Raw genomic sequence first — 25,687 nt, forward strand, 5'->3', positions numbered from 1 at the left:
CGCCAACACCCTAACGATGTGTTGACGAAAATCCGCGCGCTGTCGCGGCGTTAAGATTTTGTTTATGGGAGCGGCAGCGCCCTCGCCTGCGATATGACGGCAAGCGCATCTGGCATTACGTGCGCAGCGTACGCACTCACCGGATCCGCTCAATGCATGTGTTTGGGCATTTTCGGGAGGAACACCGCAAGCAGGCCGAGCGCGGGCAGGAAGGCGCAGAGGTGATAGACGAAGGCGATGCCGGTGTGATCGGCAAGCTTGCCGAGCGCCGCCGCGCCTAGTCCACCGATACCGAAGGCGACACCGAAGAACACGCCCGAGATCATGCCGAAGCGATGCGGCATCAGTTCCTGTGCGAACACGATGATCGACGCCGTCGCTGAGGAGAGGATCAAGCCGATGAAGATGGTGAGCACGGCGCTTGCATAGAGCCCGGCATAGGGCAGTGCCAGCGTGAACGGCAGCGCGCCGAGGATTGAGAACCAGATGACGTATTTGCGCCCGAAGCGATCGCCGAGCGGCCCGCCGAAGAACGCGCCCGCGGCGTTGGAAGCAAGAAAGAGGAAGAGGTAGAGCTGGGCGGCCTGCGTCGACACCCCAAATTTGTCGATCAGATAGAAGATGTAATAGCTCGACAGGCTCGACACGTAGAGCTGCTTCGAGAACAGCAGCGCGACCAGCACCGCGAGCGCGATTTTGACCCGCCGGGAATCCGGATGGTCCGGATGACGTTCCACCGCGGCCGATTTCTTGGTCGCGATCTGCGGCTTGTACCACGCGCCGATCCGCCAAAGGATCACGATCGCCAGAAACGCGATCGACGAGAACCAGGCGATCGACGGCTGGCCGAACGGCACCACGATCAGCGCCGCCAGTACCGGCCCCATCGAGGTACCGAAACTGCCGCCGAGCTGAAACACCGATTGCGCGAAGCCATAGCGTCCACCGGAAGCAAGCCGCGCGATCCGCGCCGACTCCGGATGAAATACCGCCGAGCCGAGCCCGACCAGCGCGGCTGCGATCAGGATGATGGGATAGAGATGCGCGACGCTCAGCAGCAGCAAGCCGAAAAAGGTAAAGCCCATGCCGATCGCAAGCGAGAACGGCTGCGCCTTCTTGTCGGTGAAATGCCCGACCAGAGGCTGCAGCAGCGACGCGGTGAACTGGAACGCCAGCGTAATCATGCCGATCTGCGAATAGTCGAGCGCGTAGGCGTCTTTCAGGATCGGATAGACCGAAGCAATCAACGACTGCATGGTGTCGTTGAGGAAATGCGAGAAGCTGATGCCGGCGAGCACGATGTAGGCTGGCCCCGCCGCTGCCGCTTTCGCCGCGAGGCCAGGTGCCGCATCCGCCACGACGACCGGCGCGGCCGCGGTTTCCTCTGTAACGATGACGGGCTTGTTCAACGGCGCATTCCGAGGAGGATTCGCTGGAGGCAATGCCGTCTTTTACGCCGCACACTCGGCTGCGACCATCCGCAATAGCCGATAGCTGCGATGCGCCGCTGCGCACCGCCGATCACGCTTCACGCATGCGCTGGATAAAACGCGCTTATGCCGCCGCGGCGTGGCCGAGCGCGTTGACGATCTGGTCGACGACGTCCTCGACCAGATCGCGGTCGTCGCCCTCGCCCATCACGCGGATCACGGGCTCGGTGCCGGACGAGCGGACCAGGAGCCGGCCGTGGCCGTTGAGACGATTCTCGCCGTCCATGATCGCCGATTTCACCTCGGCATTGTCGAGCGGCTTGCCGGAGCGGTAGCGCACGTTCTTCAAGATCTGCGGCAGCGGATCGAAGCGATGGCAGACTTCCGACACCGGGCGGCGCAGCTTCTGCACCACGGCCAGCACCTGCAGCGCGGCAACGAAGCCGTCGCCGGTCGTGGCATAGTCGGAGAGGATGATATGGCCCGACGGCTCGCCGCCGAGATTGTAGCCCTGGCTGAGCATCTGCTCGAGCACATAGCGGTCGCCGACCGGCGTGCGTATCATGCCGAGGCCCTGCCCTTCGAGAAAACGCTCGAGCCCGAGATTGGACATCACGGTGGCGACGATGCCTGGCTTGGCGAGCCGGCCGTCTTCCTTCCAGCTTTGCGCGATCACCGCGAGCAACTGATCGCCGTCGACGACATGGCCGCGTTCGTCGACCAGAATGACGCGATCCGCGTCGCCATCGAGCGCGATGCCGATATCGGCGCGCATCTCGCGCACCTTCTTGGCGAGCGTCTCCGGCGAGGTCGAGCCGCATTCCTTGTTGATGTTGAAGCCATCGGGTTCGACGCCGATCGCGATGACGTCGGCGCCCAGTTCCCACAGCGCTTCCGGCACCACCTTGTAGGCCGCGCCGTGCGCGCAATCGATCACGACCCGCAGGCCCTCGAGCGAGAGCTCGCGCGGCAGCGTACGCTTGGCGAATTCGATGTAGCGGTCATGCACGCCGTCGATACGGCGGGCGCGCCCGAGGCTGGCGCTCTGCGCCAGGCGGCGGTCGATCGGTTCGTCCAGCAGTTGCTCGATCTGCTTCTCGACGTCGTCGGAGAGTTTGAACCCCTGCGGACCGAACAGCTTGATGCCGTTGTCCTCGAACAGGTTGTGCGAAGCCGAGATCATGACGCCGAGATCGGCGCGCATCGACTTGGTCAGCATCGCGACCGCCGGCGTCGGCATCGGGCCGAGCAACAGCACATCCATGCCGACCGAAGTAAAGCCGGCCACCATGGCGTATTCGATCATGTAGCCGGAGAGCCGCGTATCCTTGCCGATGACGACGCGGTGGCGGTGCTCGCCACGCTGAAACACCAGGCCAGCCGCCTGCCCCACCTTGAGCGCGAGCTCCGGCGTAATCAAACCATTGGCGCGGCCCCGAATTCCATCGGTACCGAAATATTTGCGGCTCATATAACCCCCAAGCCATTTCGGGACGTGGACCGCTTATGGCCCTCGAATCCCCGAACGCCTCGATCGAAGCGTGTACGGGTTATAATCCCTCAGCCGCTAAAATGGCTTCAAAAAATATGATGAATCATTACCGCCGGGCGCGCCAGTTTCATACATATGGCATTGACATTGCTATATTTTTGGCAATCCGGCGGGCCCGGCCGGCGAACTGTTACCTACGCCGTTTGATGTGGCGGTCGCCCTTTGAGGGCGGCGGCTGGGTGACACTGACGGGGTCGGAGGCCGGAAAGGTCTCTTGCAACCCCTCCTCCAGGGCAGCGTCCAAGGCAGCTTTCAAGGCGGCGTCGAGCCAGCGCTTTTCTTCTCGGTTTGCCGGGCCGGTCTCGAGCGGGGTGGTGACGCGCGGTCCGGTCATGGGATGTCCTCCCGTTTGCAGAGTGGCGGGCGCGAGATGCGATTTGGCTCGCCATCCAACCATGCTAGATGACGACACGACTACGAAATTCAAGAAGGGCCGGGACACCCATGAAGCACATCACCTGCATTGAGGATCTGCGCCAGTTGCATAAGCGCCGGGTTCCCAAGGCGTTTTTCGACTATGCCGACCGCGGCTCCTACACCGAGGACACGCTGCGCGCCAATTCCGAGGATCTGCACCAGATCAAGTTCCGCCAGCGCATCCTGGTCGACGTTTCCAAGCGCAATCTCTCCACCACGATCCTCGGCGAGCCGGCCGCGATGCCGTTGATCCTTGCGCCGGTGGGCCTGCTCGGCATGCAGCATGGCGACGGCGAAATTCACGCCTGCCGCGCGGCGCAGGCCGCCGGCATTCCCTTCACCCAGAGCACGATGTCGATCTGCTCGATCGAGGATATTGCCGCCGCCGTCGACAAGCCGTTCTGGTTCCAGCTCTACGTGATGAAGGACCGCGGCTTCATCAAGGCGCTGATCGAGCGTGCCATCGCGGCCAAATGCTCGGCGCTGGTATTGACCGTCGATCTGCAGGTGATCGGCCAGCGCCATCAGGACATCAAGAACGGCATGACGGTGCCGCCGGAGTGGTCGCTGGCGAAGCTGATCGATTTTGCGAGCAAGCCTTCGTGGGTCGCGGGCGTCTTGCGCGGCAAGCGCCGCAGCTTCGGCAACATTGTCGGCCACGTCAAAGGCACCGAGGATCTCACCAAGCTGGCGGAATGGACCGCGTCGCAGTTCGATACCTCGCTGAACTGGAAGGACCTCGACTGGATCCGCTCGATCTGGCCGGGCAAGCTGATCCTCAAAGGCATCCTCGACGTCGAGGACGCCGAACTCGCGGCGAAAACCGGCGCGCAGGCGATCGTCGTCTCCAACCATGGTGGCCGGCAGCTCGACGGCGCGCCGTCCTCGATCGAGGTGCTGCCGGAGATCGTCGATACCGTCGGCTCGAAGATGGAGATCATGTTCGACGGCGGCATCCGCACCGGCATGGACGTCGTCCGCGCGCTCGCGCTCGGCGCCAAATCCTGCATGATCGGCCGCGCCTATGCCTATGGCCTGGGGGCCGGCGGTGAAGCCGGCGTCGCCAAGGCGATCGATATCCTGGCCAAGGAAATGCTGACGACGATGGGATTGTGCGGCGTCAACACGATCGCGGAGATCGACGACAATTTGCTGGCGGTTTAGAGGCAGCCTTCCTCCCTTGATGGGGCCACACCCGGACCATTCTTTTCCAAGACCCGTTCGGTCTTGCGGCGAATTAATCTGCCTTACCGGAAAGATAATTGCGGCGGCGGGCGTTCTGCGGTTGCTGCACGAGGTGTTTCCTTGGAAGCAGGGGCCTCCTCGCCGCACGAGGTGTCCATAGGAAACACTCGGCCCGGAGCCTCCCCAAGAACTCCGGGCCGGTTCCCGTCCTCGATGGACGCGGGCAAAACCCCACGGAAACTATTCCCAACTGTTTCCTACCGCGAAGGCACCTTTCTCCCACAAAAGGGGAGAAGGGAAGTAGGAAGGCGTTGCCTCACATCGGCGGCGTGATCCCGTCGCGGCCGACATTGACGCGCGCGGTTTCCAGCGTGTCGTCGTCCTTCTTCACCGCGCCGAAGATGATGATCTTGGCGCCCGGCTTCAGCTCGGACTTGTCGCCGGCGACGAAGGTGACAACAGGCGTATCCGGCGGCACCACGACTTTCTTTTCGCCGTCCTTGTACTTGACCAGGATGTTCTGGCCGTCGGTGCCCTTCACTGTCTGGGCGACGGTGGCATTGGTCATCGTTGAATTCGGCCGTGCGTCCCAGGGCCGGAAGCCTTCGGCGGCGCCGCGCTGGTTTTCGGGGAAGATATGCACCGCGACCGCCTTCTGGGTGCCGTCCGGCTCCGGCATGGCGGTGACGCCGATATAGGAGCCTTCCTTGATCTCGGACAGTTCGGTCTTGGCGACGCCGAACACGGCGACATTGTCGGTCATCTTCACCTTCATGTCGGTGCCCTCGCGCGACTTGATCGACAGTATCGGTCCATCAATCGCTTCAATGGTACCGCGAATGCGCACCGTCGGCGGCTGTTGCGCCCACGCCGCCGATCCGAGCAAGGTGACAAGGGTCAGCGAGGCCGCGAGCAGCCGCGGCCATGAAGAAGCTTTCAGCATGGTAGTCCTCCCAGGAATGTATCGGCGGTCCGAGAACGCAAACACCTGATGGGAGTGCCTATTCCAAGGCTTGTCATTCCGGGATGGTCCGAAGGACCAGACCCGGAATCTCGAGATTCCGGGTTCGATGCTGCGCATCGCCCCGGAATGACGCTTCGCGTCACATCGGCGGGGTCAGGCCGTCGCGGCCGACGCTGACGCGGCTGGTCTCGAGCGAGCCGTCCGGCAGCTTCTTCATGAAGGCGATCACCTTGGCGCCCGGCTTGAGATCGGACTTGTCGGCGGGAACGTAGGTCACGACCGGCGTCTCGGGGCCGACCACGACCTTCTTCTCGCCGCCCCGGTACTTGATCGTCAGGGTGTGACCGTCATTGCCGACCACCGAATCCGCCACCGTGGCGTTGGTCATCGTGGAGTTGGGGCGCAGGTCATAGGGCCGCGAGCCCTCGCCGGTGCCGCGCATGTTTTCCGGAAACACATGCACCTCGACCGCGTTCTGGCTGCCGTTGGGTCCCGGCACCGTGGTGGTGCCGATGAAGGAGCCGACCTTGATGTCGGACAGCGCGATCTTGCTGATACCGACGACGTTGAGGTCGCGGGTCATGTTCAGCCTGACGTCATCGCCGCCGCGCGACTTGACCGCCAGCACGTCGCCATCGACGGCTTCGATGGTTCCGCGAACGCGCGTCGGCGTCGGCGGCTGCTGGGCGATCGCGTAAAGCGTGGAGCCCGCCACCATTGCGACAGCGACGAGCGGACGAACGAATTGAAAGCGACGGGCGGGCATGTTGGTATCTCCGGTGGCGGCACTGACGTAGCCATTGACCCCGGCCATTCAAAAAAATTCCGGCTCAATAGTTCGCGATCGGCCGATCATGTATTCGTGAGATCGGCCTCGACCAGCGCGCGCAGCTCCGCCGTCACCTCGGGCCGTTGCCCGAACCACAATTCGAAGCCGCGCACCGCCTGGTGCAGGAGCATGCCGAGCCCATCGGCGGTCTTCAGCCCGCCCGCACGTGCGGCCGCAAGCAACGGGGTTTCCAGCGGGACGTAGACGTTATCGGCGACGACGGCGCGCGGCGGTAGCAGCCCGACATCGATTTCGAGCGGCGGCTGGCCCTTCATGCCGAGCGAGGTCGTATTCACCACAAGACCGGCGCGCGGCAGGATATCGCCGAGCGCATGCCACGCCATCGGCAGGACGCTCGCGCCGAACTGATCAGCCAGCGCGCTCGCGCGCGCCACGGTGCGGTTGGCGAGATGAATGCGCTTGATGCCGCGCTCGCGCAAGCCGAACACCACCGCGCGCGACGAGCCGCCGGCGCCGAGCACCAGCGCATCCTCAGCGTTGTCCCAGCCGGGCGCGCTGGCGTCGAGATTGTTGATGAAGCCTTCGACGTCGGTATTGGTCGAACAGAGTTCGCCATCCGCGAACCACAGCGTGTTGGCCGCGCCAACCGCGCGGGCACGCTCGTCCGGCTTCGACAGCGCAAGCGCGCGCTCCTTGTGCGGAAGGGTGACGTTGGCGCCGACGAAGCCGCGCAGCGACAGGCGGAAGATGAAATCCTTGAACTCGTCGGGCGGCACCGCCTCGATGACGTAGCCGCCTTCGATGCCCAGCGTCCGCAGCCAGTAATGATGGATCAACGGCGAACGCGAATGCGCGGCCGGCCATCCGATCAGGCATGCGGCGGGGGGCTTGGACACGACAACAACCTCCTCAAAGACGTCGATGGCCGGGATAGACCCGGCCATGACGATCAATTTATCTTCCGTGGGGGCGTGTCAAGCCGAACACGGATTACCGCGGCCTATCAGGCCGCGGTAATCCTGTCGGGAGCTAAGCCGCGACGCGATGCGCAGCGATGATCTGGTCGGCGGCGCGGCCGGTGACCTCGGCCATGCGGTCGAACTGGCGGGTGAAGCCGCCGGCGCCGGCGGTGGCTGACCGCAGCTCCACGATCAGGTCGCCGATCTCCGCCTCCGGCATGGTGGCGCGGACGCAATCCCAGCCCGCCCAACCCTCGCGGGTGTCGAAGCCGAGGATCTGGCCGCGCCGCGCCGACAGGATGGCGTTGATCTTCGCCGTCGCTTCCGTCGGGCAGACGATCTCCACCATGTGGATCGGCTCCAGCAGCACCGGCTGGCACTGCGGCAGCGCCTCGCTCATGCCGATCCGCGCCGCCGTGCGGAAGGCGAGATCGGAGGAGTCGACGCTGTGATAGGAGCCGTCGGTCAGCGTCACATCGACGTCGATGACGGGGAAGCCGAGCGGGCCCTTGGCAAGGCCGTCGACCACGCCCTCTTCCACCGCGCCGATATAGTTGCGTGGCACCGCGCCGCCGACCACCTTTTCGTGGAATTCGAAGCCCGAGCCGCGCGGCATCGGCTTGATCTCCAGCACCACGTCGCCGAACTGGCCGTGACCGCCAGACTGCTTCTTGTGGCGGCCGCGCTGGGTGATCGATTTGCGGATGGTCTCCTGATAGCCGATCGCGGGCGGCTGCGATTTGACGTTGACGCCGAAGCGATCCCGCAGGCGTTCCAGCGCGACGCGCAGATGCATCTCGCCCTGCCCCCACAGCACGATGTCGTGGGTGCGCGGATTCTGGATCATCGTCAGCGACTGATCTTCCTCGTTCAGCCGCAGCAGCGCCTGCCCGAGCTTGACGTCGTCCTTGCGGTCGGTCGCCGCCAGCGACATCGCCAGCACGGGCGGCGTCGGCGCGACCTGCACCAGCGCTGATGGCGCGGTCTTGCCGCCGGACAGCGTGTCGCCGGTCTTGACCGCGTCGAGCTTGCCGAGCGCGACCGTCTCTCCGGCTTCCGCCGCGGGGCGCTTGGTGTCGTGCGCGCCGTTGACGGCGAGGATGCCGGAAACCCGCCCGGCCTCGCCGGAGGAGGATTGCAGCGTCGCGCCGTCCTCGAGGCGGCCGGCAAGCAGCCGCGTCAACGACAGCTTGCCGCCGTGCTGCAGATGCACGGTCTTGAACACAAAGCCCAGCGCTTCCTTTTGCGCGGATGCGCCGAGGCGTTTCGCCGTTTCGGCGACGCCGGGCGATTCATGACGGAGCGCCTTCATCAGCCGCAGCACGCCGTTTTCGCGCGCGGCGGCGCCGAGCAGCACCGGGCAGATCAGGCCTTCGCGCAGTTCGCGGGCGAGATCGTCGAACACGGCGTCGCGTGGCGGCTGGATGTCTTCCAGCAACTGCTCCATCAGCGCGTCGTCATGGTCGGCGAGCTTCTCCAGCATCGAGAAGCGCGCTTCCTTCTCGCGGTCGAGATCGCCGCCTTCCAGCGCAATGACTTCGGAGGCCTTGTGCTCGCGGTAGACGAAGGCGCGCTCCAGCGCGAGGTCGACGAACCCTTCGATCAATTCGCCCTTCCAGATCGGAATCTGCCGCAGCACCAGCGGCACGCGCGAGGCCGGCTGCAACGTCGCCAGCGTTTCGCGGATGCGCTTGTTGGCGCGATCGATCTTGTTCAAAAACAGAAAACGGGGAATGCCGAAATCTTCCAGCTCGCGCAGGATGATCTGCAGTTGCGGCAGCTTCTTCTCGTCCGCCTCGCAGACCACGACCGCGGCATCGACCGCGGGCAACGCGGCGCGCATATCTTGCGCGAACTCGATCGAGCCGGGACAATCGATAAAGGTGTAACTGTCGCCCATGAAGGTAGTGGTGGCGGCGGAGAGGCCCACACCCATCTTGTGATGGCGCGCCTCAGGGCTGGCATCGCCGAAGGAAGTTCCGGCATCGACGCTGCCGGCATTTTTAATGGCGCCCGTTCGCGCCAATATCGCCTCCAAAAGTGTGGTTTTACCGCTTTGGAAAGGGCCCACCAGCGCTATGCACCGTGGACCTCGGGGACTTCTGACGTCTTGTCCCATTGCCGCCTCCTCATTTTGGAGCTCGGCCCTTGATTGGGTCGGCGACCTCCAATGCTCCGCCTGTCGCGACGATTTGGCAAGCGGGAAAAATTCGCTGCGGTGCGATGTGAAGGGACAGACGGAGATTGGCCGTCATTGCGAGTTTGGCACGCGACTTGTCCGCCGTAGCCTTGGCGAAGGCGGAAGCAATCCATCTTCCTAGCCGGGGAAAGAATAGATGGTGACAGACGTGGGCCACCTTCCCGGCCCCAGTTCCAGTAAGTTTCGCTTATCCGACTTACACTTGCTTATGCGCGACGCCGGAGCAACGATCGATGAACGCCGTCAGCAGGTCCGCGATCTCGGTTGGCCGTTCCAGGCTCGGCAGATGGGCGGTACCGGTCAAGACATGGCCCGACGCGTTCGACATTGTCGTTGCCATGTGACGGCTTCGTTCCTGAATGTGCGGGAAATCGAAATCACCCCAGATTACAAGCGATGGTGCCGATATCTCGCCCAGACGATGGAAGGTGGGCACGACATCGAGGTTCGACCCGATCGGCGGCGACCGGAGCGCGATCGCGTTCATGTCGAGGAACAGCCGGCGCGCCTCGCCCGTAACACGGCCCTCGGGCTGCAGGGGGCCGTCCAGCCAATGATAGGCCTTGATTGCGTTCACCTGATCCAGATCGCCGGCTTCCTGCGCTTCCCTGAGCTTCGCCATCAGGTGCTCGATGCCGGGTGGATGGATCGGCTCCGGCGCGCCATTCACGCCGGGCGCAATGAGAACGAGGGCGCGGACATGGGATGGATGCAGAACAGCGGCGTCGAGCGCGACCCGTCCGCCTTGCGAGCATCCAACAAGGATTGCCGGCGCGTCGTTCGCAGCGGCGTCAATCACCGCCAACAAATCCGCGACTGCCGAAAAGTCCTCCTTTTCCGCGCGGGTCTCGCCAAAGCCCCGCCGATCGTACGCGATCGCCTTATGGCTCATCCCTGCTGCATCCAGTTGCGCACGCCACATGCGACTGTCGCAAACCGCGGCGTGGAGAAAGACAACAGGGTCGCCCTGACCGACGATTGTCGCCGCCAGCCTGGCTTGGCCGGACGTAATCTGAAAATTCGAACTCATGAGGCATGCTAGCCCGCGCCGGAGGAACCGGCTAGCAAGCTGCCCGCGTGCACGCACCGATATGCGCGGAAAAGGACCAGGCCAGAGACCCGGATGTCGCTGAGTTCATCCGGCTTCTGGTGAAGCAGCGTTTAGCTAACGCCCCGGCCGGAGTTCCAGACTTTGCAATCCGGCAGCAATGCTGACGCCAACCTGGCCTTGCACGCTCAGCGGCTGCAGCGCGATCGAATTGGCGGAGCCTCCGACCAGGACGTTGCCGCCGACGCCGACACCGAGCGTCGCGCTGCCCTGCGCGCCGACATAGTCACCGGAGAGGCCACCGGGGCCGAGCTGCGCTACCGGCGCGAACACGCCCCACGCCAGCGCCGATTCCTGGGTGATGCCGAGGTCGAGCCCCACTTTACGGATGGTCGCGATATAGCGGTCCTCCGGCATCCCTTCGGCGCGCAGCACGCAGCCGAGATTGGTGACCGAGCCGACGACGAATCCAACGCTGGCGCCGCCGCGGCACTCCAGCACGCCGACCTGTACGCGCTGCACCTGCTGCGCAGCCGCGCCGCCGATCGAGGATGCGAGCGAGGCGAGCGCGGCCGCGGCAAGGATTAGAGAACGACGCATGAAGTATCTCCGGCTGAAAAACGTTGATGCGAGCAGAGAATCAAGAGCAAGGCCGTGCCCGCGGCGTTCGCCGTTCTATGCCATAACATCACAGGTCGTGCCAGAATGGCGGAGGCTGAAGCGAGCCGTCTCCATCCGATCGTCATTCCGTGAAGCGACGAACTATGGTGTGCAAAAACACATCGCCGATGGAAGCACTTGACCGGCGCGCTATAGGTATATATCTATAATAGTGTGAAAGATCTGCTCCGCGCTATCAAACCTGCGGTTTTCGTGGGGTCGAGCCGAAAGGACCTGAAAGGATTTCCAGCGGCGGTTCGCAGCGGGATTGGGCAAGCCCTTTTTGAAGCTCAGGTCGGGGAGCATCCGCATGGCGCAAAGCCGCTGAAGGGCTTGAGCGGAGTGTGTTGGAGATTCGCGACAACTTTGACGGTGACACCTATCGCGCCGTCTACACGGTGCGTCTTGAGGGCGTCTTGTACGTCCTGCATGCGTTCCAGAAGAAATCCACCAGCGGGATAGCCACACCGCAGCGTCACATGGATCTCGTCCGGCAGCGCCTGCGCGATGCCGAAGCGATCCATAAAGCAACCAAGGGAACTCGATGATGAGCGCCAAGAAAAAGTTGCCCGCCCATGAAGTCGGAAGCGGCAATATCTTCGCCGACCTTGGCCTGCCCAATGCAGAGGAGCACCAGCTTAAGGCGGCACTGGTGGTGCAGTTGAAACGGCTGATCGCCGAACGTGGCTTGACTCAGGTCGCGGCCGCCACGCTGATCGAGATGAAACAGCCCGATTTGTCGAAGTTGCTGCGTGGCCAGTTCCGGTTGGTTTCGGTGGAAAAACTGATGCGGATGCTCACCGCCTTCAATCAAGATGTGGAGATTACCCTGAAGCCGCATCGCAAACGCGGCACGGCTGGCCGGATCACCTTCATTCGGGCCGCGTAGCCCACGAAGCCGAACGCAACAAACAACAAAAAAAGGCCCGCTCGCGCGGGCCTTTTCCTTAACGTGCCATCCCTCAACCGCGACGGTGATGGCGCCGGGCGTGCCGGCGCGGGCCGTTGCCGTAGAACGGCTGCAGTTCGAGGCCGGCGATCCCTGCGGTGACGTTGAGCCCGGTCTGTCCCTGCAGGCTGATCGGCTGCAGCGCGTAGGCGTTGGCGGGACCGCCCACCAGGAAGTTGCCGCCGCCGCCGATGCCGATCGATGCGTTGGCGCCGACGCCGCCGTAAGAGCCGGCGAGTTCGCCGCGGCCGAGCCGGCTGCTGGGCGCAGTGACGGCCCATTGCAACTGCGTCTGCTCGGTGACGCCGAGATCGAGACCGATGCGCTGCACCTTGGCGATATAGGGCTCGGGTCGGCGGCCTTCGCTGCGGAACACGCATTCGAGGCTGGTCACCGAGCCGACGACGAAGCCGACATTCTGGCCGCCCTGGCATTGCAGGATGCCGGCGCGAACCGGCGGCGCCGCGTTGGCGCTTGCGATCGGCGCGATCAATCCCAGCGTGGCGATAGTTAGTGTCAGCAGTCGCATGTGTCCCAGTCTCCGCATCATGATGATGAACAAATTTAGCGGAGCGGACAGGATGGAAGCGCCGTGGCGGAAACATGGCGCGTGCTCAAGAAGCCGTCAAAACATTGCGCTTCGATTCACGCGTGATGTGATTTGACGACCGTGTTTTTGACGCGATTGCTTATCCGAACAAAAACCCGTCCCGCATCACATGCGGAACGGGTTTGTTTGGCGAAAAAACGCTTGTTATCGCAGATTGCCGCAGAAGCGCTGGATGCGCTTGCAGGCGTCTTCGAGGTCGGAGGTTTTGGTCGCGTAGGAGATACGGAACGCCGGGCCGAGGCCGAACGCGGACCCCTGCACGACGGCGACGCCTTCGCTCTCCAGAAGCTCCGTGACGAAGTCTTCGTCATTGGCGATCACCTTGCCCGAGGGCGAGGTCTTGCCGATGGTGCCGGCGCAGGACGGATAGACGTAGAACGCGCCTTCCGGCCGCGGGCATTCGATGCCGTTGGCCTGGTTAAGCATCGACACCACGAGATCGCGGCGCTCCTTGAACACCTTGTTGTGCACGGGGATGAAGTCCTGCGGACCGTTCAGCGCCTCCACCGACGCCCACTGCGCGATAGACGACGGGTTCGAGGTCGACTGCGACTGGATCGTCGCCATCGCCTTGATCAGGTCGGCGGGACCGCCGGCATAGCCAATGCGCCAGCCGGTCATGCAATAGGCCTTCGAGACGCCGTTCACCGTCAGCGTGCGCTCATACAGTTTCGGCTCGACCTGCGCGGGCGTAGCGAACTGGAAGTCGTCATAGACCAGGTGCTCGTACATGTCGTCGGTCATCACCCAGACATGCGGATGCTTCACCAGCACGTCGGTGATCGCCTTCAACTCGGCGCGCGTGTAGGCCGCGCCGGTCGGGTTCGACGGCGAGCACAGGATGATCCATTTGGTCTTCGGCGTGATCGCCTTTTCCAGATCTTCCGGCCGCAGCTTGAAGCCGCTGGAGGCCGGGCACACCACCGGCACCGACTCGCCGCCGGCCAGCGCCACCATCTCGGGATAGCTGACCCAGTACGGCGCGGGGATGATGACCTCGTCGCCGGGGTTCAGCGTCGCCATCAGCGCGTTGTAGAGCACCTGCTTGCCGCCGGTGCCGACGATGACCTGGTTCGGCTTGTAGGTCAGGCCATTCTCGCGCTGGAACTTGTTGATGATGGCTTCCTTCAGCTCGGGAATGCCGCCGACATCGGTGTACTTGGTCTTGCCGGCCTCGATGGCGCGGATCGCCGCCAGCTTGATGTTGGCGGGCGTGTCGAAATCCGGCTCGCCGGCGCCAAGGCCGATGACGTTGCGGCCCGCCGCTTTCAGCGCCCGTGCTTTATCCGTGACCGCGATCGTCGCGGACGGCTTCACACGGGCGAGCGAGGCGGACAGGAAGGGCATCATGATCTCCTGGCAAACGTCGTGAGCTCTGTAATTCACGACTCTTTTTGATGGGAACGACGCACCCTACGGCGCTCGGCGCTGCATCGCAAGAAGCTTGGCCGGAAACGGCCAAACTTTAGGAAACGTTAAAGCGGGCTCGGTACGGTCGGAGCAATACGGCGCAATATTCGTAAAGTTCCGCGGTAAAATGGCTCATATCTGGCAAGCGCTGCGGTCCGGCGAATGGCTGACGGCTTCGCGCGTCCGTGCCTATTGCCTGATCTTGCTGGCCCTCGCCGGCCTGGCCGTCGTCGGCTGGATAGCCCTGTCGCATGACCTGGTCGACCGCAACGGCAAGCCGATCGGGACCGACTTTTCCAGCTTCTACGCGGCCGGCGCGCTGGCGCTGGAAGGACGAGCGGCGGACGCCTACAACATGGCCCTGCATCATGCCCGCGAACGGCAATTGTTCGGGCCCGACACGCCGTTCTATAGCTGGCTCTATCCGCCGAGCTTTTTCCTCGTGGCCGCGCCGCTGGCGCTGTTGCCATACGCGCTGGCGCTCGCCGCATGGCAGGGTCTTACGTTCGCGTTCTATCTCGCGGTGGTCGGCGCGATCCTGCGGCCGGCGCGGCAGCAGCACGGCGCGATCGGCCGGCTGTGGCTGCCGGTGGCCGTCGCTTTCCCCGCCGTCTTCATCAATCTCGGCCACGGGCAGAACGGCTTTTTGAGCGCCGCGTTGCTGGGTGCGGCGCTGGTCGTGCTGCCGCGACGACCGCTTGTCGCTGGCGTATTGTTTGGCCTTCTGTCCTACAAGCCGCAGTTCGCGCTCGTGCTTCCCCTGGCGCTGGTGGCCGCCGGACAATGGCGCACGTTTTTTTCCGCAGGGCTGACCGTGATCGTTCTCGTCGGCGCATCCGCAGCCTTGTTCGGCGTCGATGCATGGACCGCGTTCTTCGCCTCCACCGAGATCTCGCGCAAGGTGCTGCTGGAAGAAGGCAATGTCGGCTTCGAGAAACTGCAGAGCGCGTTTGCCGCGATCAGGCTGTGGGGCGGCGGCGTGACTCCTGCCTACATGGCGCAAACAGCGGTGTCCGTCCTCACGGTCGCCGCCACAGCGTGGGTCTGGCATGCAAGCCGCGATCACGCCGTCAAGGCGGCGCTTCTGATCGCCGCCACCGCGCTCGCCTCCCCGCACGTCCTCGACTACGACCTGATGCTGCTTGCGCCCGCGCTTGCCTTCTTCGTCGCGTTCGTCGCGGCGAGACCGGATGCGCGCTTCGGCGACTATGAGATCAGCCTGCTCGCATTTGTCTGGATCGCGCCGCTGCTGTCGCGCAGCATCGCCGGCGTCAGCTACATACCCCTGGGCCTGTTCGCGGAGCTGGCCTTCTGTGCACTTGTATTGCGGCGCGCGGCCCTCGATCGCGCCAGCCATGCGCTTGGCGCGCCCCGCGTCGCGCAAGCGTGATCTTTGTTGTTCCGCCGTGTTGATGAAAACATGCTGCGCGCGTGCAGTGCAGTAGAGGTTTTCGACTTTTTCCATTCCGCAGGACTTGCGACGCAGTGATATCGGCATCATTGTTTGGCCGCGTTGCGGTGTGAACCGCTGATGGCGCGGCGCAACTGCTGCGTGCGTGCTTTCTCGATCGGAGTGAAATCCAGGACGATGTACAAGCTCTATTCGATGCAGCGCTCCGGCAACAGCTACAAGGTCCGTCTTGCGCTGGCGCTGCTCAATGCACCGTACGAGGCGATCGAAGTCGACATTCTCCGGGGCGAAAGCCGCACGCCGGATTTTCTGGAGAAGAACCCGAGCGGACAGGTGCCGCTGCTGGAAGTCGCCGACGGCCGCTACCTCGCCGAGTCCAACGCCATCCTCTGGTATGTCTGCGGCGGCACCTCGCTGGCGCCGGAGTCGCGGGTCGAGCGCGCCGAAGCCCTGCAATGGATGTTCTTCGAGCAGCACGCGCTGGAGCCCAATATCGGCGCCGCCTATTTCTGGCTGTCGCTGGTCAAGGGTGGCCGCGACCTGCAGACGCATGCGCTGGAGGACTGGATGGAGCGCGGCTATGCCGCGCTGCAGGTGATGGAAAACCACCTCAAGACCCGCGCCTATTTCGCCGCCGGGCAGCTCACGGTCGCCGATATCGCGCTGTACGGCTACACTCATGTCGCCGACCGCTGCGACTACGACCTCGCCACCTTCCCCGCCATCCGTGCCTGGCTGCGGCGGGTCGAGCAGACCCCCGGTTTCGTCACCATGGACTGGCGGCCCGAGAGCGAGGTCGACGACCAGGCGGGCATCGTCGCTGGCGCCTGACCGCCGTCAGGCCAGCGGCAGGCTCCTCACTTTCGCGCGAGGGGACCGCCAAAAGTTAACAATAGCGGGCACAACATTAACCTTTGCCGCTATTCTGCCATTTTCAACGGCTGATCGGCCGTATTGTTGCCGGTGATCGTTGCAAGGTTTTCCTGACATCGTGGGTGATTCGCCCCGCACTGCAAGGATTTTGACCATGGTTCGGTCGCCCTGCACGGTCGGCTTCGAAAGCCGCCGTGCGCCCGTTGCTTCTTCCCGATTGCTTGGAGCGATCGCCACCTCGCTCGCGATCGGCACGCTATCGCTTTGTCTCATGGTCACGCTGACGGTGCTGTCGATCAAGGCCACCGTCGCGATGCCCTTTCCTTAATGGTTTGCGGCTTTTTGTTTGCATCATTAGCGAACGCGCGATGACATTGGCGAACGCGCGGTGATTGGCATCGCGATTGGACTCGCATGAAGACACCTGTCGGCCTTGTCACCGTCGCCCTGGCGGTAGCGATCCTGCTGGCGGTCTCGTTCCTGATCGCCACCGGCACGCGCGGCCAGGAGCAGGCGTTCGGTTCCTCGGCCGGCGAGCTCGAGGTGCGGACCGTCGCAAGGGGCCTCGTCAATCCCTGGGCGCTGGCGTTTCTGCCGGACGGCAAGATGCTGGTCACCGAGCGCCCCGGCCGCATGCGCCTCGTCACCGCCGAAGGGCAGATCTCGCCGCCGCTCAAGGGCGTGCCCGAGGTGTGGGCCTCCGGTCAGGGCGGCCTGCTCGATGTCGTCACCGACAAATCCTTTGCGCAGAACAAGACCATCTATTTCTGTTACGCCGAACGGACCGAGGGCGGCGGACGCACCACGGTCGCGCGCGCGAAACTGAACGACAGCAATGGCCGCCTTGACGAGGTCAAGATCATCTTCCGCCAGCAGGGGCCGCTGTCGTCAGGCAATCACTATGGTTGCCGCATCGCGCAGGCCGATGACGGCAATCTGTTCGTGGCGCTCGGCGATCACTTCACCTATCGCGACGAAGCGCAGAATCTCGGCAATCATCTCGGCAAGGTGGTCCGGATCGCGCCCGATGGGTCGGTGCCGGCGGCCAATCCGTTTGCCGGCCGCGCCGGTGCCAAGCCGGAAATCTGGAGTTACGGGCACCGCAACGTGCAGGCGCTTGCGATCAATCCGGCGACCGGCGAGCCCTGGGAAATCGAGCATGGCCCGCGCGGCGGCGACGAGGTCAATGTCGCCGGCAAGGGCAAGAACTACGGCTGGCCGGTGATCGGCTACGGCATCGATTACTCAGGTGCGAAGATCCACAACAGCACCGCCAAGGACGGCATGGAGCAGCCGCTCAAATACTGGGTGCCATCGATCGCGCCGTCGGGCGTGGCCTTCTACACCGGAAAGCTGTTTCCGAAATGGAACGGCAGCCTGTTTTTGGGCGCGCTGCGCGGCGCGATGCTGGTGCGGCTGACGCTGAACGGCAACACGGTGATCTCGGAGGAACGCCTGCTGCAGAACCTGCACGAGCGCATCCGCGACGTCCGCCAGGGACCGGACGGCGCGCTGTGGCTGCTGACAGATAGTTCGAACGGACGGGTATTGCGGGTAGCACCGGCCGCGAAATGATTTTTGCGCCCGTGGGCTCTCTTCACGTCATTGCCCAAGTGGATACCGCTTACTTCAGCTTGCCGCTCGACACGTCCATGATCATGCGCGTCGTGAGATAGAGGCGCGGCACGATGGTGTCGACCTTCACGTATTCGGCATCGTTGGAGTGCGCGCCGAAGCTCGACAGGCCCATGCCTTCCAGTACCGCCCCCTTCGCCTTGCGGCCGGCGAACGCCGCGTCGGTGCCGCCGCCGGTGGCTTTCTCGGCCACGTTGAGCGACATGCCGATTTCCCGATAGATCGTCTTGCCGTAATCCGCCACGCGGCGCGAGGCGTCGGTGGCTTCGAGCGGCGGCCGGCGCACCTCGAATTTCAGCTCCACCCTGGAATCGGGCAGCAGCTTCGTCTTGATCCTGTCCCGCAGCGCCTGCTCGAGCCCGTCGAAATCCGCCACCTTGAGCGCGCGCGCATCGGCCTGCGCCGTGGCTTCGGCCGGGATCACGTTGCGGTTGGTGCCGGCCTTGGCGACGGTCCAGTTCAGCTTCAGGCCCTGCTCCGGCCTGGACAGGTCCTTCATCTGCAAGAGCTGATGCGACAGCTCGTACAGCGCGTTGACGCCGCCTTCGGGCCGGGCGCCCGCATGCGACGCCTTGCCGTGCACCGTGAGATAGGCCGAGCCGATGCCGCTGGTGGCAAGCCGCAGCGCGCCATCGGTGCCGCCGCCTTCGAACGAGAACACGGCATCCTGCTCGGCGGCGAGCCGCGTGATCGTGCTGCGCCAGCCGGGCGAAGAGATCTCTTCATCGCCATTGATCAGCACCGTGAGCTCGCCATACTCCTTGAAGCTCAGCTTCTGCAGCATGGCCACGGCGTGGATGATGAGGGCGATGCCCTGCTTGTCGTCGGCTATGCCGAGGCCATAGGCCTTGTCGCCATCGATGCGGAACGGCTGATCCTTCAGCATCCCCTTGAGGTATACTGTATCCATGTGCGCGATCAGCATGACCTTCGCGCGGCCCGTGCCCTTGAAGACGGCATGCACAGCCGGGCCTACCTTCTCGGGCGTGTCGTCGAGACGGTAGATGTCGCTGGGCTGCAGGACTTCCACCGCGCCGCCAAGCTGCTTGAGCTGGCCGGCAATGCGCTCGGCGAGCCGGTTCAGGCCTTCAATGTCCCCGCTGCCGGATTCGATCTGCACGAGGTCGCGCAGCGTATCGAGCAGCGGCTGCTGCTCCTTCTGCGCCAACGCGTGGACATCGGCCACCGGCGCGGCGTGCGCCACGGCGGCAAATGCCAGCGCGAGCGATGCGATCAATGGACGAACAAGGGACAAGGCAGCGTGCGGTCGGGGCATGGCGCGGCGGTCCGTGAGGTTGGAAGCAGGAAGTTGATAATGCAGCACTGAAGCATCGTGGCGGGCAGGCTACAACCTCGGTTCGACAGCCTTGTTCCGTATACTCAATACAAGAGCCCTCACGCCCACTTGTGAAAAATCAGAAACGCGCCGATGGCGATGAAGAGAAAGCCGAGTGCGTGATTCCATCCCAGCGGCTCTTTCAGGTAGAGCACCGAGAAGGCCGCGAACACCACCAGCGTGATCACCTCCTGGATGGTCTTGAGCTGGGCAGCCGAATATACCGCGCTGCCCCAGCGATTGGCCGGCACCGCCAGCCAATATTCGACGAAGGCGATCCCCCAGCTCACCAGCACCACCGTCGGCAGCGCGCTTTCCTTGAACTTCAGATGGCCATACCAGGCGAAGGTCATGAAGACGTTGGAAGCGAACAGCATCAGGATCGGCAGCAGCGTCGGCGAAACAGTCGGCATAGATTTCCCTCTTGAAAAAATGTCGTGCGCTAATCGTCGGGTACGATACCCCGTTCCGTAACTCGATATCATTTGATTTCAAAAATACGAAAGCCTGACGTATCGGCGCAACGCTCTCTTAGGACTGGCGGCAGAAAGGCGGGCACAATCGAAACAATCAGGCATGCTGGCGTCTTATTCCCGGCAAGTGACGAGAACGGCATGCAGTTAAACTGGCGCGCAATCTCCGGTCCGGCTCTGACAACGGCGACGGCGTTGATCGCCTTCCTCGTCGACCGGCACTTCGTTTCGGTCCCCAATCCCGCGCCGCTGTTCGTCTGCATCGTCGCCTTTTCCGCTTCCATCAGCGGCATTGCCTCCGGCATGGCCAGCGCCGTCATCGCGGTAGCGTCTTCCGCGCTGTTCTTCCTCAACCACCGCGCCACCCCCGGCTACGACATGTCGGACCTGGCGCGCATGCTGCTGCTCGCGGCGACCGCCGGCGGCACCGCGCTGATCACCGGGCTCCTCAGGCAGAAATGGGTCGATGCCTTCGCGTGGGAGAAGAAGCATCATGCCACCGCGGACCGCCTGTCGGCCGCGCTCGACCAGGTCGATATCGGCATCGTGCTGCTCGATTCCGACACCCGCGCCGAATTCATCAACCGCGCCTTCCGCGACTACTTCAAGCTGTCCGACGCGCAGGCCGACAGCAAGCCGCCCTTCATCGCGCTGATGTATCACGGCCGCGACACCGGCGCCTGGCAACTGCCCGAGGATGAACTGAGCGCCTTCATCGCCAAGCGCACCGAGATGATCCGCACCGGCGATTCCACGCCGATCAACATCGAACTCGTGGACGGCGAGGTGTTGCGCTTCACCTGCACGGCGCTGCCCGATGGCGGACGCATGCTGAGCTACACGCCGATCACCGACCTCGTTCGCCACACCGACGATCCCGGCAGCGCGGACTACTATCGCGCCTTGCGCGGCAGCAACCGCAGCCTCGCCCGGCACCTCGGCGCGGCGGAATAGCAGCGGCAACGCAATCCCCTCGCGACATTGATCGCCGGCTCTCGTGTCTGTAGTAATGGCAGACACTCCTCCAGCGCGTCACCTCCCAACAAAACGGAATCGTGCATGTCCGGCGACCTCATCATCCGCTTCGTCACCCGTCAGGACTATGCGCAATGGCTGCCGCTATGGGACGGCTACAACGCCTTCTACGACCGCTCGGGACCGACCGCGCTGGCGCCCGAGATCACGGCGATGACGTGGGCGCGCTTCTTCGATGCCTACGAGCCGGTGCACGCGCTGGTCGCCGAGAGCGGCGGCAAACTGCTCGGGCTGACGCACTATCTGTTTCACCGCTCCACGACCATGATCGAGCCGAACTGCTATCTGCAAGACCTGTTCACCAGTCCGGAATCGCGCGTCAAGGGCATCGGCCGCGCGCTCATCAACGGCGTCTACGAACAGGCCCGGCTCGCCGGCGCATCGCGCGTCTATTGGCAGACGCACGAAACCAACCACACCGCGATGCAGCTCTACGACAAGATCGCGGACCGCTCCGGCTTCGTCGTCTATCGCAAGATGCTCTGAGGCACGGCCTTCGGCCCGCCTGTGGATAAGTTGGCTGTCACGTGCGCGTAACAAAGCACGGATAAGTTGCGCCTGCGTCTGATCAGGCCCCCGTCTCAGATCACGCGCCCCAAGCGGTCCCCGTCAGTCGCCGCGTCTGACCGGGGCCGCCTCTTTTTGTGCCGCATACCTGCCACGCGTCGGCGCAGGTCACCCCGCTGCTTGCGGGTGAAAGCCGTGCGGGCCACAATGCGCCCTCTCCGCCCTTCCCACAGGATCGATCCATGCAAATTCGCAATCTCGGCGGCTCCGGCCTGCGCGTTTCCGCCGTCGGCCTCGGCTGCAACAATTTCGGCCAGCGCACCGATCTGGAGACCTCGCGCAAGGTGATCCACAAGGCGATCGACCTCGGCATCACCCTGTTCGACACCGCTGACATCTATGCCGGCATGGGCGGCTCCGAGACGGTGCTCGGCACGGTGCTGGGCGACCGCCGCAAGGACATCGTGCTGGCGACGAAATACGCAAAGCCGATGGCGACCGACGGCACCAAGCAGGGCGCCTCGCGCCGCTACATCATGTCCGCGGTCGAGGCCAGCCTGACGCGGCTGAAGACCGACTACATCGATCTCTACCAGCAGCACGATTACGATCCCCTGACGCCGATGGAAGAGACGCTACGCGCGCTCGACGATCTCGTGCGCCAGGGCAAGGTGCGCTACATCGGCAATTCGAACTTTCCGGCCTGGCGCATTGCGGAAGCGGAAATGCTGGCGCGGCAGATGAACGTCAACCGTTTCGTCTCCTGCCAGGATGAATACAGCCTCGTGGTGCGCGGTATCGAAAAGGATCTGCTGCCGGCAGCGCAGGAATACAAGCTCGGCCTGCTGCCGTTCTTCCCGCTGGCAAGCGGACTTTTGACCGGCAAGTACAAGCGCGGCGCGGCTGCTCCCGCCGATACCCGCTTCGCCAAGGCACCCGCGCTGAAGGACCGCTACGTCACCGCGCGCAACGAGGACATCGTCGAAAAGCTGCAGGCGTTCGCGCAAGCACGCGGCCACACCATGCTCGAACTCGCCTTCTCCTGGCTCGCCCAGCGCCCGCAAGTCGCCAGCGTCATCGCCGGCGCCACCCGCGTCGAACAGGTCGAGCAGAACGTGAAAGCGATCGGCTGGACGCTGAGCGCGGAGGAGATGGCGGAGGTGGACGAGATTACGAGGTCGTAAGGCACGACCGCTCTCTCGCTCCCTCTCCCCGTCCCTTGTACAGCTATTCGTGATGGCCGGGCTTGTCCCGGCCATCCACGTCTAACTTTCCGCAAGCTCCAAAGACGTGGATGCCCGGCACAAGGCCGGGCATGACGGCAGTATCGACCAAATTAAACCACCAATCCCTGCATCGGCTTCACGGCACTGCTATCCGGAAACACCGCCTCCGCCAGCACCTTTTCCGCCAGCCCGAACTGATCCTTCAGCACGCCCTTCATCACCGCGCGGAGATCCGTTGTCGGCGCGAGATCGCGGCCCTGATAGAGGCTCGCCGGCTTCAGTCCCGGCCAGTCCGCGATTACCCGGCCGCCTTTCACCGCGCCGCCGGCGAGCAGCGCCACCGTGCCGGTGCCGTGATCCGTTCCTTGCGTGCCGTTGATGCGCGCGGTGCGGCCGAACTCGGTGGCGACGACGATCACGGTATCGCGCCAGCGCGGTCCCATCCCGGTTTCGAATTCGGCGAGTGCGCCATCGAGGCCGCCGAGCAGTTGCGCCAGCCGCCCCACCGGCCCGCCTTCATTGGCATGGGTGTCCCAGCCGTCGAAGGCGAGCGCGCCGATCCGCGGGCCGTTGTCGGCCCCCATCAGCCGCGCCGCGCCGCGCGCCGCCAGCCGCATCGCGGCGACGCCGCCCGCGCCGGGTTTCGGTTTCATGTCGTCGCCCTGCGCGGCCTTGTCGAGCGCGAGGCCCTGCTTCAGCGCCGCGCTCAACGCAGCATCGCGGTGCTGATAGAGGTCGAGCAGCCGCATCGCGGTGTCCTCGCTGGCCTGCGGCACCGCGAGCGGCGCCCAGCCGACGGTCGGCGCCGCGCCGCGCAACACCAGCGGCGTGGTCGGCCCGACCGCGAGCGCGCTGCTCACACGTTCGCCCTTCGGTAAGCCTTCGAGCGCGCGGTTGAGCCAGCCGGATTGCACCCGGCCGGGGCCCGCAAAGCCGCTTTCGAGCACGTCCTGCCCGTCGAAATGCGAACGGTCGCGATAGGGCGTTGCCACCGCATGGATCACCGCGGCCTTCTTGTCGCGATACATCCGCGCAAACTCCGGCATCGCCGGATGCAGCGAAAAGAAATTGTCGAGCGGCAGCGCCGCGTTCGGCCCACTCGATGACAGCGCGATCGCGCCGTGCAGGCCGGCGTAATCAGGGTCGCCGATCGGCGCCACGGTCGCAAGCCCGTCCAGCGCGCCGCGCAGGATGATGACCACGAGCCGTGGATCGCGACCATCGGCGGCGCGCGCGAATTTCGGCAAGTAAGCCCATGCCGCAAAGGACGCGCCGCCGAGCAGCACGGCACGCCGCGATGTCGCCGATGACCGCATGTCCTCGCAGCAATCCATGCCCGTTTCCATCGACATCATCTCCTCTGGAATTCCGGCGACATCAACAACAGCGCCAGCGCCTGCTGCCGCGATTCCGCGCGCTCGATGGTGCGCCGCGTCTCCACCGACGCCATGTCGGCGGCGGCGAGTTCGAGCAGGTCGCGCGGATCGACGCCCTCGGCGATCCGCGATGCAATCTGCGTCGAGATATCGAGCCTGAGCTTCATGCCCTCCGGCGCCAGCCAGGCGGCGTTGCTGTCGGCAAAACCGTTCGGCCCGGAAGGCGACCATAGGGGCTGGCCCAGTGTCCTCAGGCCGCCAAGATAGAGATTCGGATTGTTCGGAATCTGCGCCAGCAGCCGGCCCGCCGCGATCAGGAATTCGTAAGGCGAGCGGATCTTGGCGAGCGGCGCTTTCCAGGCTTCGTCGGAATCGACCAGCGCGAGCGCCAACGCCTTCAGATCGCCGTCGGTTTTGGTGAAGACATCCGCCAGCCGCGCCACCAGCACCGGCGGCGGATCGTCGGATACAAAATGGCGCGCGAATTTCCCCGCGATGAATTTCGCGGTCGAAGGATGGCGCGCGATATCCCTAAGCACCGCCTCGCCCTGCGCGAAACCTTCGGCATCGTAGATCTTTCCCATTACCCGCTGCGCGCCCGGCTGGTGCGCATTGGCGTTGAACACGAAGGTGCCGGGTGCACCGAGCTGGCCCAGCCTGCCGGCAAAGGTCCAGCCGGTGATGATGTTTGCAAGCGCGGTGACGTCCTCCTGCGAATAGCCGCCGCCGACGCCGAGCGTATGCAGTTCCAGAATTTCGCGGGCGAGGTTTTCGTTCAGCCCGCGATTGCGATTCTTGCCGGCACGCGAATCCGGGCCCAGTGATTGCTGGTTGTCGAGAAAGAACAGCATCGCCGGATGCTGCTCGACCGCCTTCAGCATGTCAGCAAAGCGCCCCAGCACATGCGGCCGGATTGCCTCGCGCTCGAACGAACCGGCCCACATCTGCGCCAGCCCGCCCTTGGCGGCGGAAATGCAGAAATGATTCGACCAGAACACGACCAGCCGCTCGGCAAATCCGCCGTCGGCAATGACGGCGCGCTGCAGCCGCGCCAACGCCTCGGCGCGAAAGGTCTTCTGGATGATGTTGAGTTCGGCCGTGCGCGGCGGCGACGGTTTTGGCGGAGCAGGCTGCATCATCTCGGCGCCCGACATCGTCGCATTTTCCGGCGGCTTCGCCGGCGGCTCCTTCGGCGCCATCTCCATCGCGATGCTGTTGAGCGAAAGGTTTCGCCGCTGGCCCTTGGCGTCCGGCGGCGGTTGCTGCGATGCGCCCTCGCCCGCCGCTGGCGGCGTTGCCGATTTGGCGGCGGCATCGCGCGCCCGTTGAACCTCGAACTGATAATCGAACGCCGCCTTGCCGAGCGCGGACGTCGACTGCAAGCCCGGCACTTCGAGCAGCGCGCCATTGGGCCGGCTGAGTTCTGCCTTGACGAAGCCGCGCGGATCGGACGCCGCGTTGAGAAAATCGCCCGAGGCTCCGCCGCGCGCACCGAAGCCGAAGCGATTGAGGGCAACGAGGGCGGCTTGCGAATCGCGGGCCATCGAATTTCCCTAAAATTCTTCCCGGACGTATAGTGGCGCAATATAACGTGCTTCGGCGTGAACCCGGGATTAATTCCGCGTCAGGATGCAGCCTCAT

The 25,687-nt window shown here is 64.2% G+C and carries 25 protein-coding genes; 10 read left to right on the forward strand and 15 right to left on the reverse strand.

What is annotated here, in order from left to right; genetic code table 11:
• Positions 1–149: 149 nt before the first annotated feature.
• The 3 genes from LMTR21_RS32260 to LMTR21_RS32270 form a co-directional block, all read right to left on the reverse strand.
• Positions 150–1,409 carry an MFS transporter gene (locus LMTR21_RS32260; RefSeq protein WP_065753382.1) on the reverse strand — a complete coding sequence of 420 codons (1,260 nt, stop codon included), beginning with the start codon at positions 1,407–1,409 and terminating at the stop codon, positions 150–152.
• 145 nt (positions 1,410–1,554) lie between these two features.
• Entirely contained in the window at positions 1,555–2,901 is a 1,347-nt protein-coding gene (glmM, locus tag LMTR21_RS32265) for a phosphoglucosamine mutase (RefSeq protein ID WP_065753383.1), read from the reverse strand.
• 211 nt (positions 2,902–3,112) lie between these two features.
• The gene (locus LMTR21_RS32270; RefSeq protein ID WP_065753384.1) at positions 3,113–3,316 is read right to left on the reverse strand and encodes a hypothetical protein; all 204 of its coding nucleotides are present in this window, start codon (positions 3,314–3,316) and stop codon (positions 3,113–3,115) included.
• Positions 3,317–3,426: 110 nt separating this feature from the next.
• Here LMTR21_RS32270 and LMTR21_RS32275 point away from each other — a divergent pair, with 110 nt between their 5' ends.
• Positions 3,427–4,563, forward strand: a complete 1,137-nt coding sequence (locus LMTR21_RS32275) for an alpha-hydroxy acid oxidase (RefSeq protein WP_065753385.1) — start codon at positions 3,427–3,429, stop codon at positions 4,561–4,563.
• 337 nt (positions 4,564–4,900) lie between these two features.
• Here LMTR21_RS32275 and LMTR21_RS32280 read toward each other — a convergent pair whose 3' ends face one another.
• The 6 genes from LMTR21_RS32280 to LMTR21_RS32305 form a co-directional block, all read right to left on the reverse strand.
• A complete protein-coding gene (locus LMTR21_RS32280) occupies positions 4,901–5,527 on the reverse strand; it encodes a hypothetical protein (RefSeq protein ID WP_065753386.1) in 627 nt (208 codons plus the stop codon).
• 160 nt (positions 5,528–5,687) lie between these two features.
• On the reverse strand, positions 5,688–6,266 hold the full coding sequence (locus tag LMTR21_RS32285; RefSeq protein ID WP_430642606.1) for a hypothetical protein: 579 nt from the start codon (positions 6,264–6,266) through the stop codon (positions 5,688–5,690).
• Positions 6,267–6,400: 134 nt separating this feature from the next.
• Positions 6,401–7,234 (reverse strand): shikimate dehydrogenase, encoded by an 834-nt coding sequence (locus tag LMTR21_RS32290; RefSeq protein WP_065753590.1) that lies wholly within the window; start codon positions 7,232–7,234, stop codon positions 6,401–6,403.
• 133 nt (positions 7,235–7,367) lie between these two features.
• Positions 7,368–9,416, reverse strand: a complete 2,049-nt coding sequence (locus LMTR21_RS32295) for an elongation factor G (RefSeq protein ID WP_065753387.1) — start codon at positions 9,414–9,416, stop codon at positions 7,368–7,370.
• Positions 9,417–9,693: 277 nt separating this feature from the next.
• Positions 9,694–10,527, reverse strand: a complete 834-nt coding sequence (locus LMTR21_RS32300; protein WP_065753388.1) for an alpha/beta fold hydrolase — start codon at positions 10,525–10,527, stop codon at positions 9,694–9,696.
• A 135-nt stretch (positions 10,528–10,662) separates the two neighbouring features.
• The gene (locus tag LMTR21_RS32305) at positions 10,663–11,145 is read right to left on the reverse strand and encodes a DUF992 domain-containing protein (RefSeq protein WP_065753389.1); all 483 of its coding nucleotides are present in this window, start codon (positions 11,143–11,145) and stop codon (positions 10,663–10,665) included.
• 404 nt (positions 11,146–11,549) lie between these two features.
• Between LMTR21_RS32305 and LMTR21_RS42100 the strand changes: the two genes are divergently transcribed.
• Both LMTR21_RS42100 and LMTR21_RS32315 read left to right on the forward strand, forming a co-directional pair.
• Positions 11,550–11,753 (forward strand): type II toxin-antitoxin system RelE/ParE family toxin, encoded by a 204-nt coding sequence (locus LMTR21_RS42100; RefSeq protein WP_430642489.1) that lies wholly within the window; start codon positions 11,550–11,552, stop codon positions 11,751–11,753.
• Positions 11,750–12,094, forward strand: a complete 345-nt coding sequence (locus LMTR21_RS32315; RefSeq protein WP_084030639.1) for a helix-turn-helix domain-containing protein — start codon at positions 11,750–11,752, stop codon at positions 12,092–12,094. The genes LMTR21_RS42100 and LMTR21_RS32315 overlap by 4 nt, the downstream gene beginning before the upstream one ends.
• Positions 12,095–12,167: 73 nt before the next feature.
• On the opposite strand, the gene LMTR21_RS32320 is transcribed toward LMTR21_RS32315, so the two are convergent.
• Together LMTR21_RS32320 and LMTR21_RS32325 are read right to left on the reverse strand one after the other, a co-directional pair.
• Positions 12,168–12,683, reverse strand: a complete 516-nt coding sequence (locus tag LMTR21_RS32320; RefSeq protein WP_065753390.1) for a DUF992 domain-containing protein — start codon at positions 12,681–12,683, stop codon at positions 12,168–12,170.
• Positions 12,684–12,908: 225 nt separating this feature from the next.
• Positions 12,909–14,111 (reverse strand): pyridoxal phosphate-dependent aminotransferase, encoded by a 1,203-nt coding sequence (locus LMTR21_RS32325; RefSeq protein WP_065753592.1) that lies wholly within the window; start codon positions 14,109–14,111, stop codon positions 12,909–12,911.
• A gap of 190 nt (positions 14,112–14,301) precedes the next feature.
• Between LMTR21_RS32325 and LMTR21_RS32330 the strand changes: the two genes are divergently transcribed.
• From LMTR21_RS32330 to LMTR21_RS32340, 4 genes are all read left to right on the forward strand, one after another.
• Entirely contained in the window at positions 14,302–15,564 is a 1,263-nt protein-coding gene (locus LMTR21_RS32330; RefSeq protein WP_065753391.1) for a glycosyltransferase family 87 protein, read from the forward strand.
• Positions 15,565–15,762: 198 nt separating this feature from the next.
• A complete protein-coding gene (locus tag LMTR21_RS32335; protein ID WP_065753392.1) occupies positions 15,763–16,416 on the forward strand; it encodes a glutathione S-transferase family protein in 654 nt (217 codons plus the stop codon).
• A gap of 196 nt (positions 16,417–16,612) precedes the next feature.
• Entirely contained in the window at positions 16,613–16,786 is a 174-nt protein-coding gene (locus LMTR21_RS40405) for a hypothetical protein (protein ID WP_187399250.1), read from the forward strand.
• 86 nt (positions 16,787–16,872) lie between these two features.
• Entirely contained in the window at positions 16,873–18,033 is a 1,161-nt protein-coding gene (locus LMTR21_RS32340; protein ID WP_065753393.1) for a PQQ-dependent sugar dehydrogenase, read from the forward strand.
• Between the two features lie 49 nt (positions 18,034–18,082).
• On the opposite strand, the gene LMTR21_RS32345 is transcribed toward LMTR21_RS32340, so the two are convergent.
• On the reverse strand, positions 18,083–19,369 hold the full coding sequence (locus LMTR21_RS32345) for a M20/M25/M40 family metallo-hydrolase (protein ID WP_065753593.1): 1,287 nt from the start codon (positions 19,367–19,369) through the stop codon (positions 18,083–18,085).
• A gap of 119 nt (positions 19,370–19,488) precedes the next feature.
• Positions 19,489–19,842 (reverse strand): DMT family protein, encoded by a 354-nt coding sequence (locus tag LMTR21_RS32350; protein ID WP_057839829.1) that lies wholly within the window; start codon positions 19,840–19,842, stop codon positions 19,489–19,491.
• Positions 19,843–20,043: 201 nt separating this feature from the next.
• Between LMTR21_RS32350 and LMTR21_RS32355 the strand changes: the two genes are divergently transcribed.
• From LMTR21_RS32355 to LMTR21_RS32365, 3 genes are all read left to right on the forward strand, one after another.
• Positions 20,044–20,856, forward strand: a complete 813-nt coding sequence (locus tag LMTR21_RS32355; RefSeq protein ID WP_065753394.1) for a PAS-domain containing protein — start codon at positions 20,044–20,046, stop codon at positions 20,854–20,856.
• A 105-nt stretch (positions 20,857–20,961) separates the two neighbouring features.
• On the forward strand, positions 20,962–21,423 hold the full coding sequence (locus LMTR21_RS32360) for a GNAT family N-acetyltransferase (RefSeq protein ID WP_065753395.1): 462 nt from the start codon (positions 20,962–20,964) through the stop codon (positions 21,421–21,423).
• 263 nt (positions 21,424–21,686) lie between these two features.
• Entirely contained in the window at positions 21,687–22,628 is a 942-nt protein-coding gene (locus LMTR21_RS32365) for an aldo/keto reductase (protein WP_065753396.1), read from the forward strand.
• Between the two features lie 152 nt (positions 22,629–22,780).
• On the opposite strand, the gene LMTR21_RS32370 is transcribed toward LMTR21_RS32365, so the two are convergent.
• Positions 22,781–24,022 (reverse strand): DUF1501 domain-containing protein, encoded by a 1,242-nt coding sequence (locus LMTR21_RS32370; protein WP_084030650.1) that lies wholly within the window; start codon positions 24,020–24,022, stop codon positions 22,781–22,783.
• Positions 24,022–25,590 (reverse strand): DUF1800 domain-containing protein, encoded by a 1,569-nt coding sequence (locus LMTR21_RS32375; RefSeq protein ID WP_065753397.1) that lies wholly within the window; start codon positions 25,588–25,590, stop codon positions 24,022–24,024. Before LMTR21_RS32375 ends, LMTR21_RS32370 begins: the two co-directional genes overlap by 1 nt.
• Positions 25,591–25,687 lie beyond the last annotated feature (97 nt).

Origin of the sequence: Bradyrhizobium paxllaeri, from assembly GCF_001693515.2 — a bacterium.
GTDB lineage: Bacteria > Pseudomonadota > Alphaproteobacteria > Rhizobiales > Xanthobacteraceae > Bradyrhizobium > Bradyrhizobium paxllaeri.

What these genes read in the sequence shown, in the direction of transcription:
- glmM (WP_065753383.1), bottom strand. Translation starts at nt 2,901, where the DNA reads ATGAGCCGCAAATATTTCGGTACCGATGGAATTCGGGGCCGCGCCAAT.
- LMTR21_RS32270 (WP_065753384.1), bottom strand. Translation starts at nt 3,316, where the DNA reads ATGACCGGACCGCGCGTCACCACCCCGCTCGAGACCGGCCCGGCAAAC.
- LMTR21_RS32275 (WP_065753385.1), top strand. Translation starts at nt 3,427, where the DNA reads ATGAAGCACATCACCTGCATTGAGGATCTGCGCCAGTTGCATAAGCGC.
- LMTR21_RS32280 (WP_065753386.1), bottom strand. Translation starts at nt 5,527, where the DNA reads ATGCTGAAAGCTTCTTCATGGCCGCGGCTGCTCGCGGCCTCGCTGACC.
- LMTR21_RS32285 (WP_430642606.1), bottom strand. Translation starts at nt 6,266, where the DNA reads ATGGTGGCGGGCTCCACGCTTTACGCGATCGCCCAGCAGCCGCCGACG.
- LMTR21_RS32295 (WP_065753387.1), bottom strand. Translation starts at nt 9,416, where the DNA reads ATGGGACAAGACGTCAGAAGTCCCCGAGGTCCACGGTGCATAGCGCTG.
- LMTR21_RS32300 (WP_065753388.1), bottom strand. Translation starts at nt 10,527, where the DNA reads ATGAGTTCGAATTTTCAGATTACGTCCGGCCAAGCCAGGCTGGCGGCG.
- LMTR21_RS32305 (WP_065753389.1), bottom strand. Translation starts at nt 11,145, where the DNA reads ATGCGTCGTTCTCTAATCCTTGCCGCGGCCGCGCTCGCCTCGCTCGCA.
- LMTR21_RS32315 (WP_084030639.1), top strand. Translation starts at nt 11,750, where the DNA reads ATGATGAGCGCCAAGAAAAAGTTGCCCGCCCATGAAGTCGGAAGCGGC.
- LMTR21_RS32320 (WP_065753390.1), bottom strand. Translation starts at nt 12,683, where the DNA reads ATGCGACTGCTGACACTAACTATCGCCACGCTGGGATTGATCGCGCCG.
- LMTR21_RS32325 (WP_065753592.1), bottom strand. Translation starts at nt 14,111, where the DNA reads ATGCCCTTCCTGTCCGCCTCGCTCGCCCGTGTGAAGCCGTCCGCGACG.
- LMTR21_RS32330 (WP_065753391.1), top strand. Translation starts at nt 14,302, where the DNA reads ATGGCTCATATCTGGCAAGCGCTGCGGTCCGGCGAATGGCTGACGGCT.
- LMTR21_RS32335 (WP_065753392.1), top strand. Translation starts at nt 15,763, where the DNA reads ATGTACAAGCTCTATTCGATGCAGCGCTCCGGCAACAGCTACAAGGTC.
- LMTR21_RS40405 (WP_187399250.1), top strand. Translation starts at nt 16,613, where the DNA reads ATGGTTCGGTCGCCCTGCACGGTCGGCTTCGAAAGCCGCCGTGCGCCC.
- LMTR21_RS32340 (WP_065753393.1), top strand. Translation starts at nt 16,873, where the DNA reads ATGAAGACACCTGTCGGCCTTGTCACCGTCGCCCTGGCGGTAGCGATC.
- LMTR21_RS32345 (WP_065753593.1), bottom strand. Translation starts at nt 19,369, where the DNA reads ATGCCCCGACCGCACGCTGCCTTGTCCCTTGTTCGTCCATTGATCGCA.
- LMTR21_RS32350 (WP_057839829.1), bottom strand. Translation starts at nt 19,842, where the DNA reads ATGCCGACTGTTTCGCCGACGCTGCTGCCGATCCTGATGCTGTTCGCT.
- LMTR21_RS32355 (WP_065753394.1), top strand. Translation starts at nt 20,044, where the DNA reads ATGCAGTTAAACTGGCGCGCAATCTCCGGTCCGGCTCTGACAACGGCG.
- LMTR21_RS32360 (WP_065753395.1), top strand. Translation starts at nt 20,962, where the DNA reads ATGTCCGGCGACCTCATCATCCGCTTCGTCACCCGTCAGGACTATGCG.
- LMTR21_RS32365 (WP_065753396.1), top strand. Translation starts at nt 21,687, where the DNA reads ATGCAAATTCGCAATCTCGGCGGCTCCGGCCTGCGCGTTTCCGCCGTC.
- LMTR21_RS32370 (WP_084030650.1), bottom strand. Translation starts at nt 24,022, where the DNA reads ATGTCGATGGAAACGGGCATGGATTGCTGCGAGGACATGCGGTCATCG.
- LMTR21_RS32375 (WP_065753397.1), bottom strand. Translation starts at nt 25,590, where the DNA reads ATGGCCCGCGATTCGCAAGCCGCCCTCGTTGCCCTCAATCGCTTCGGC.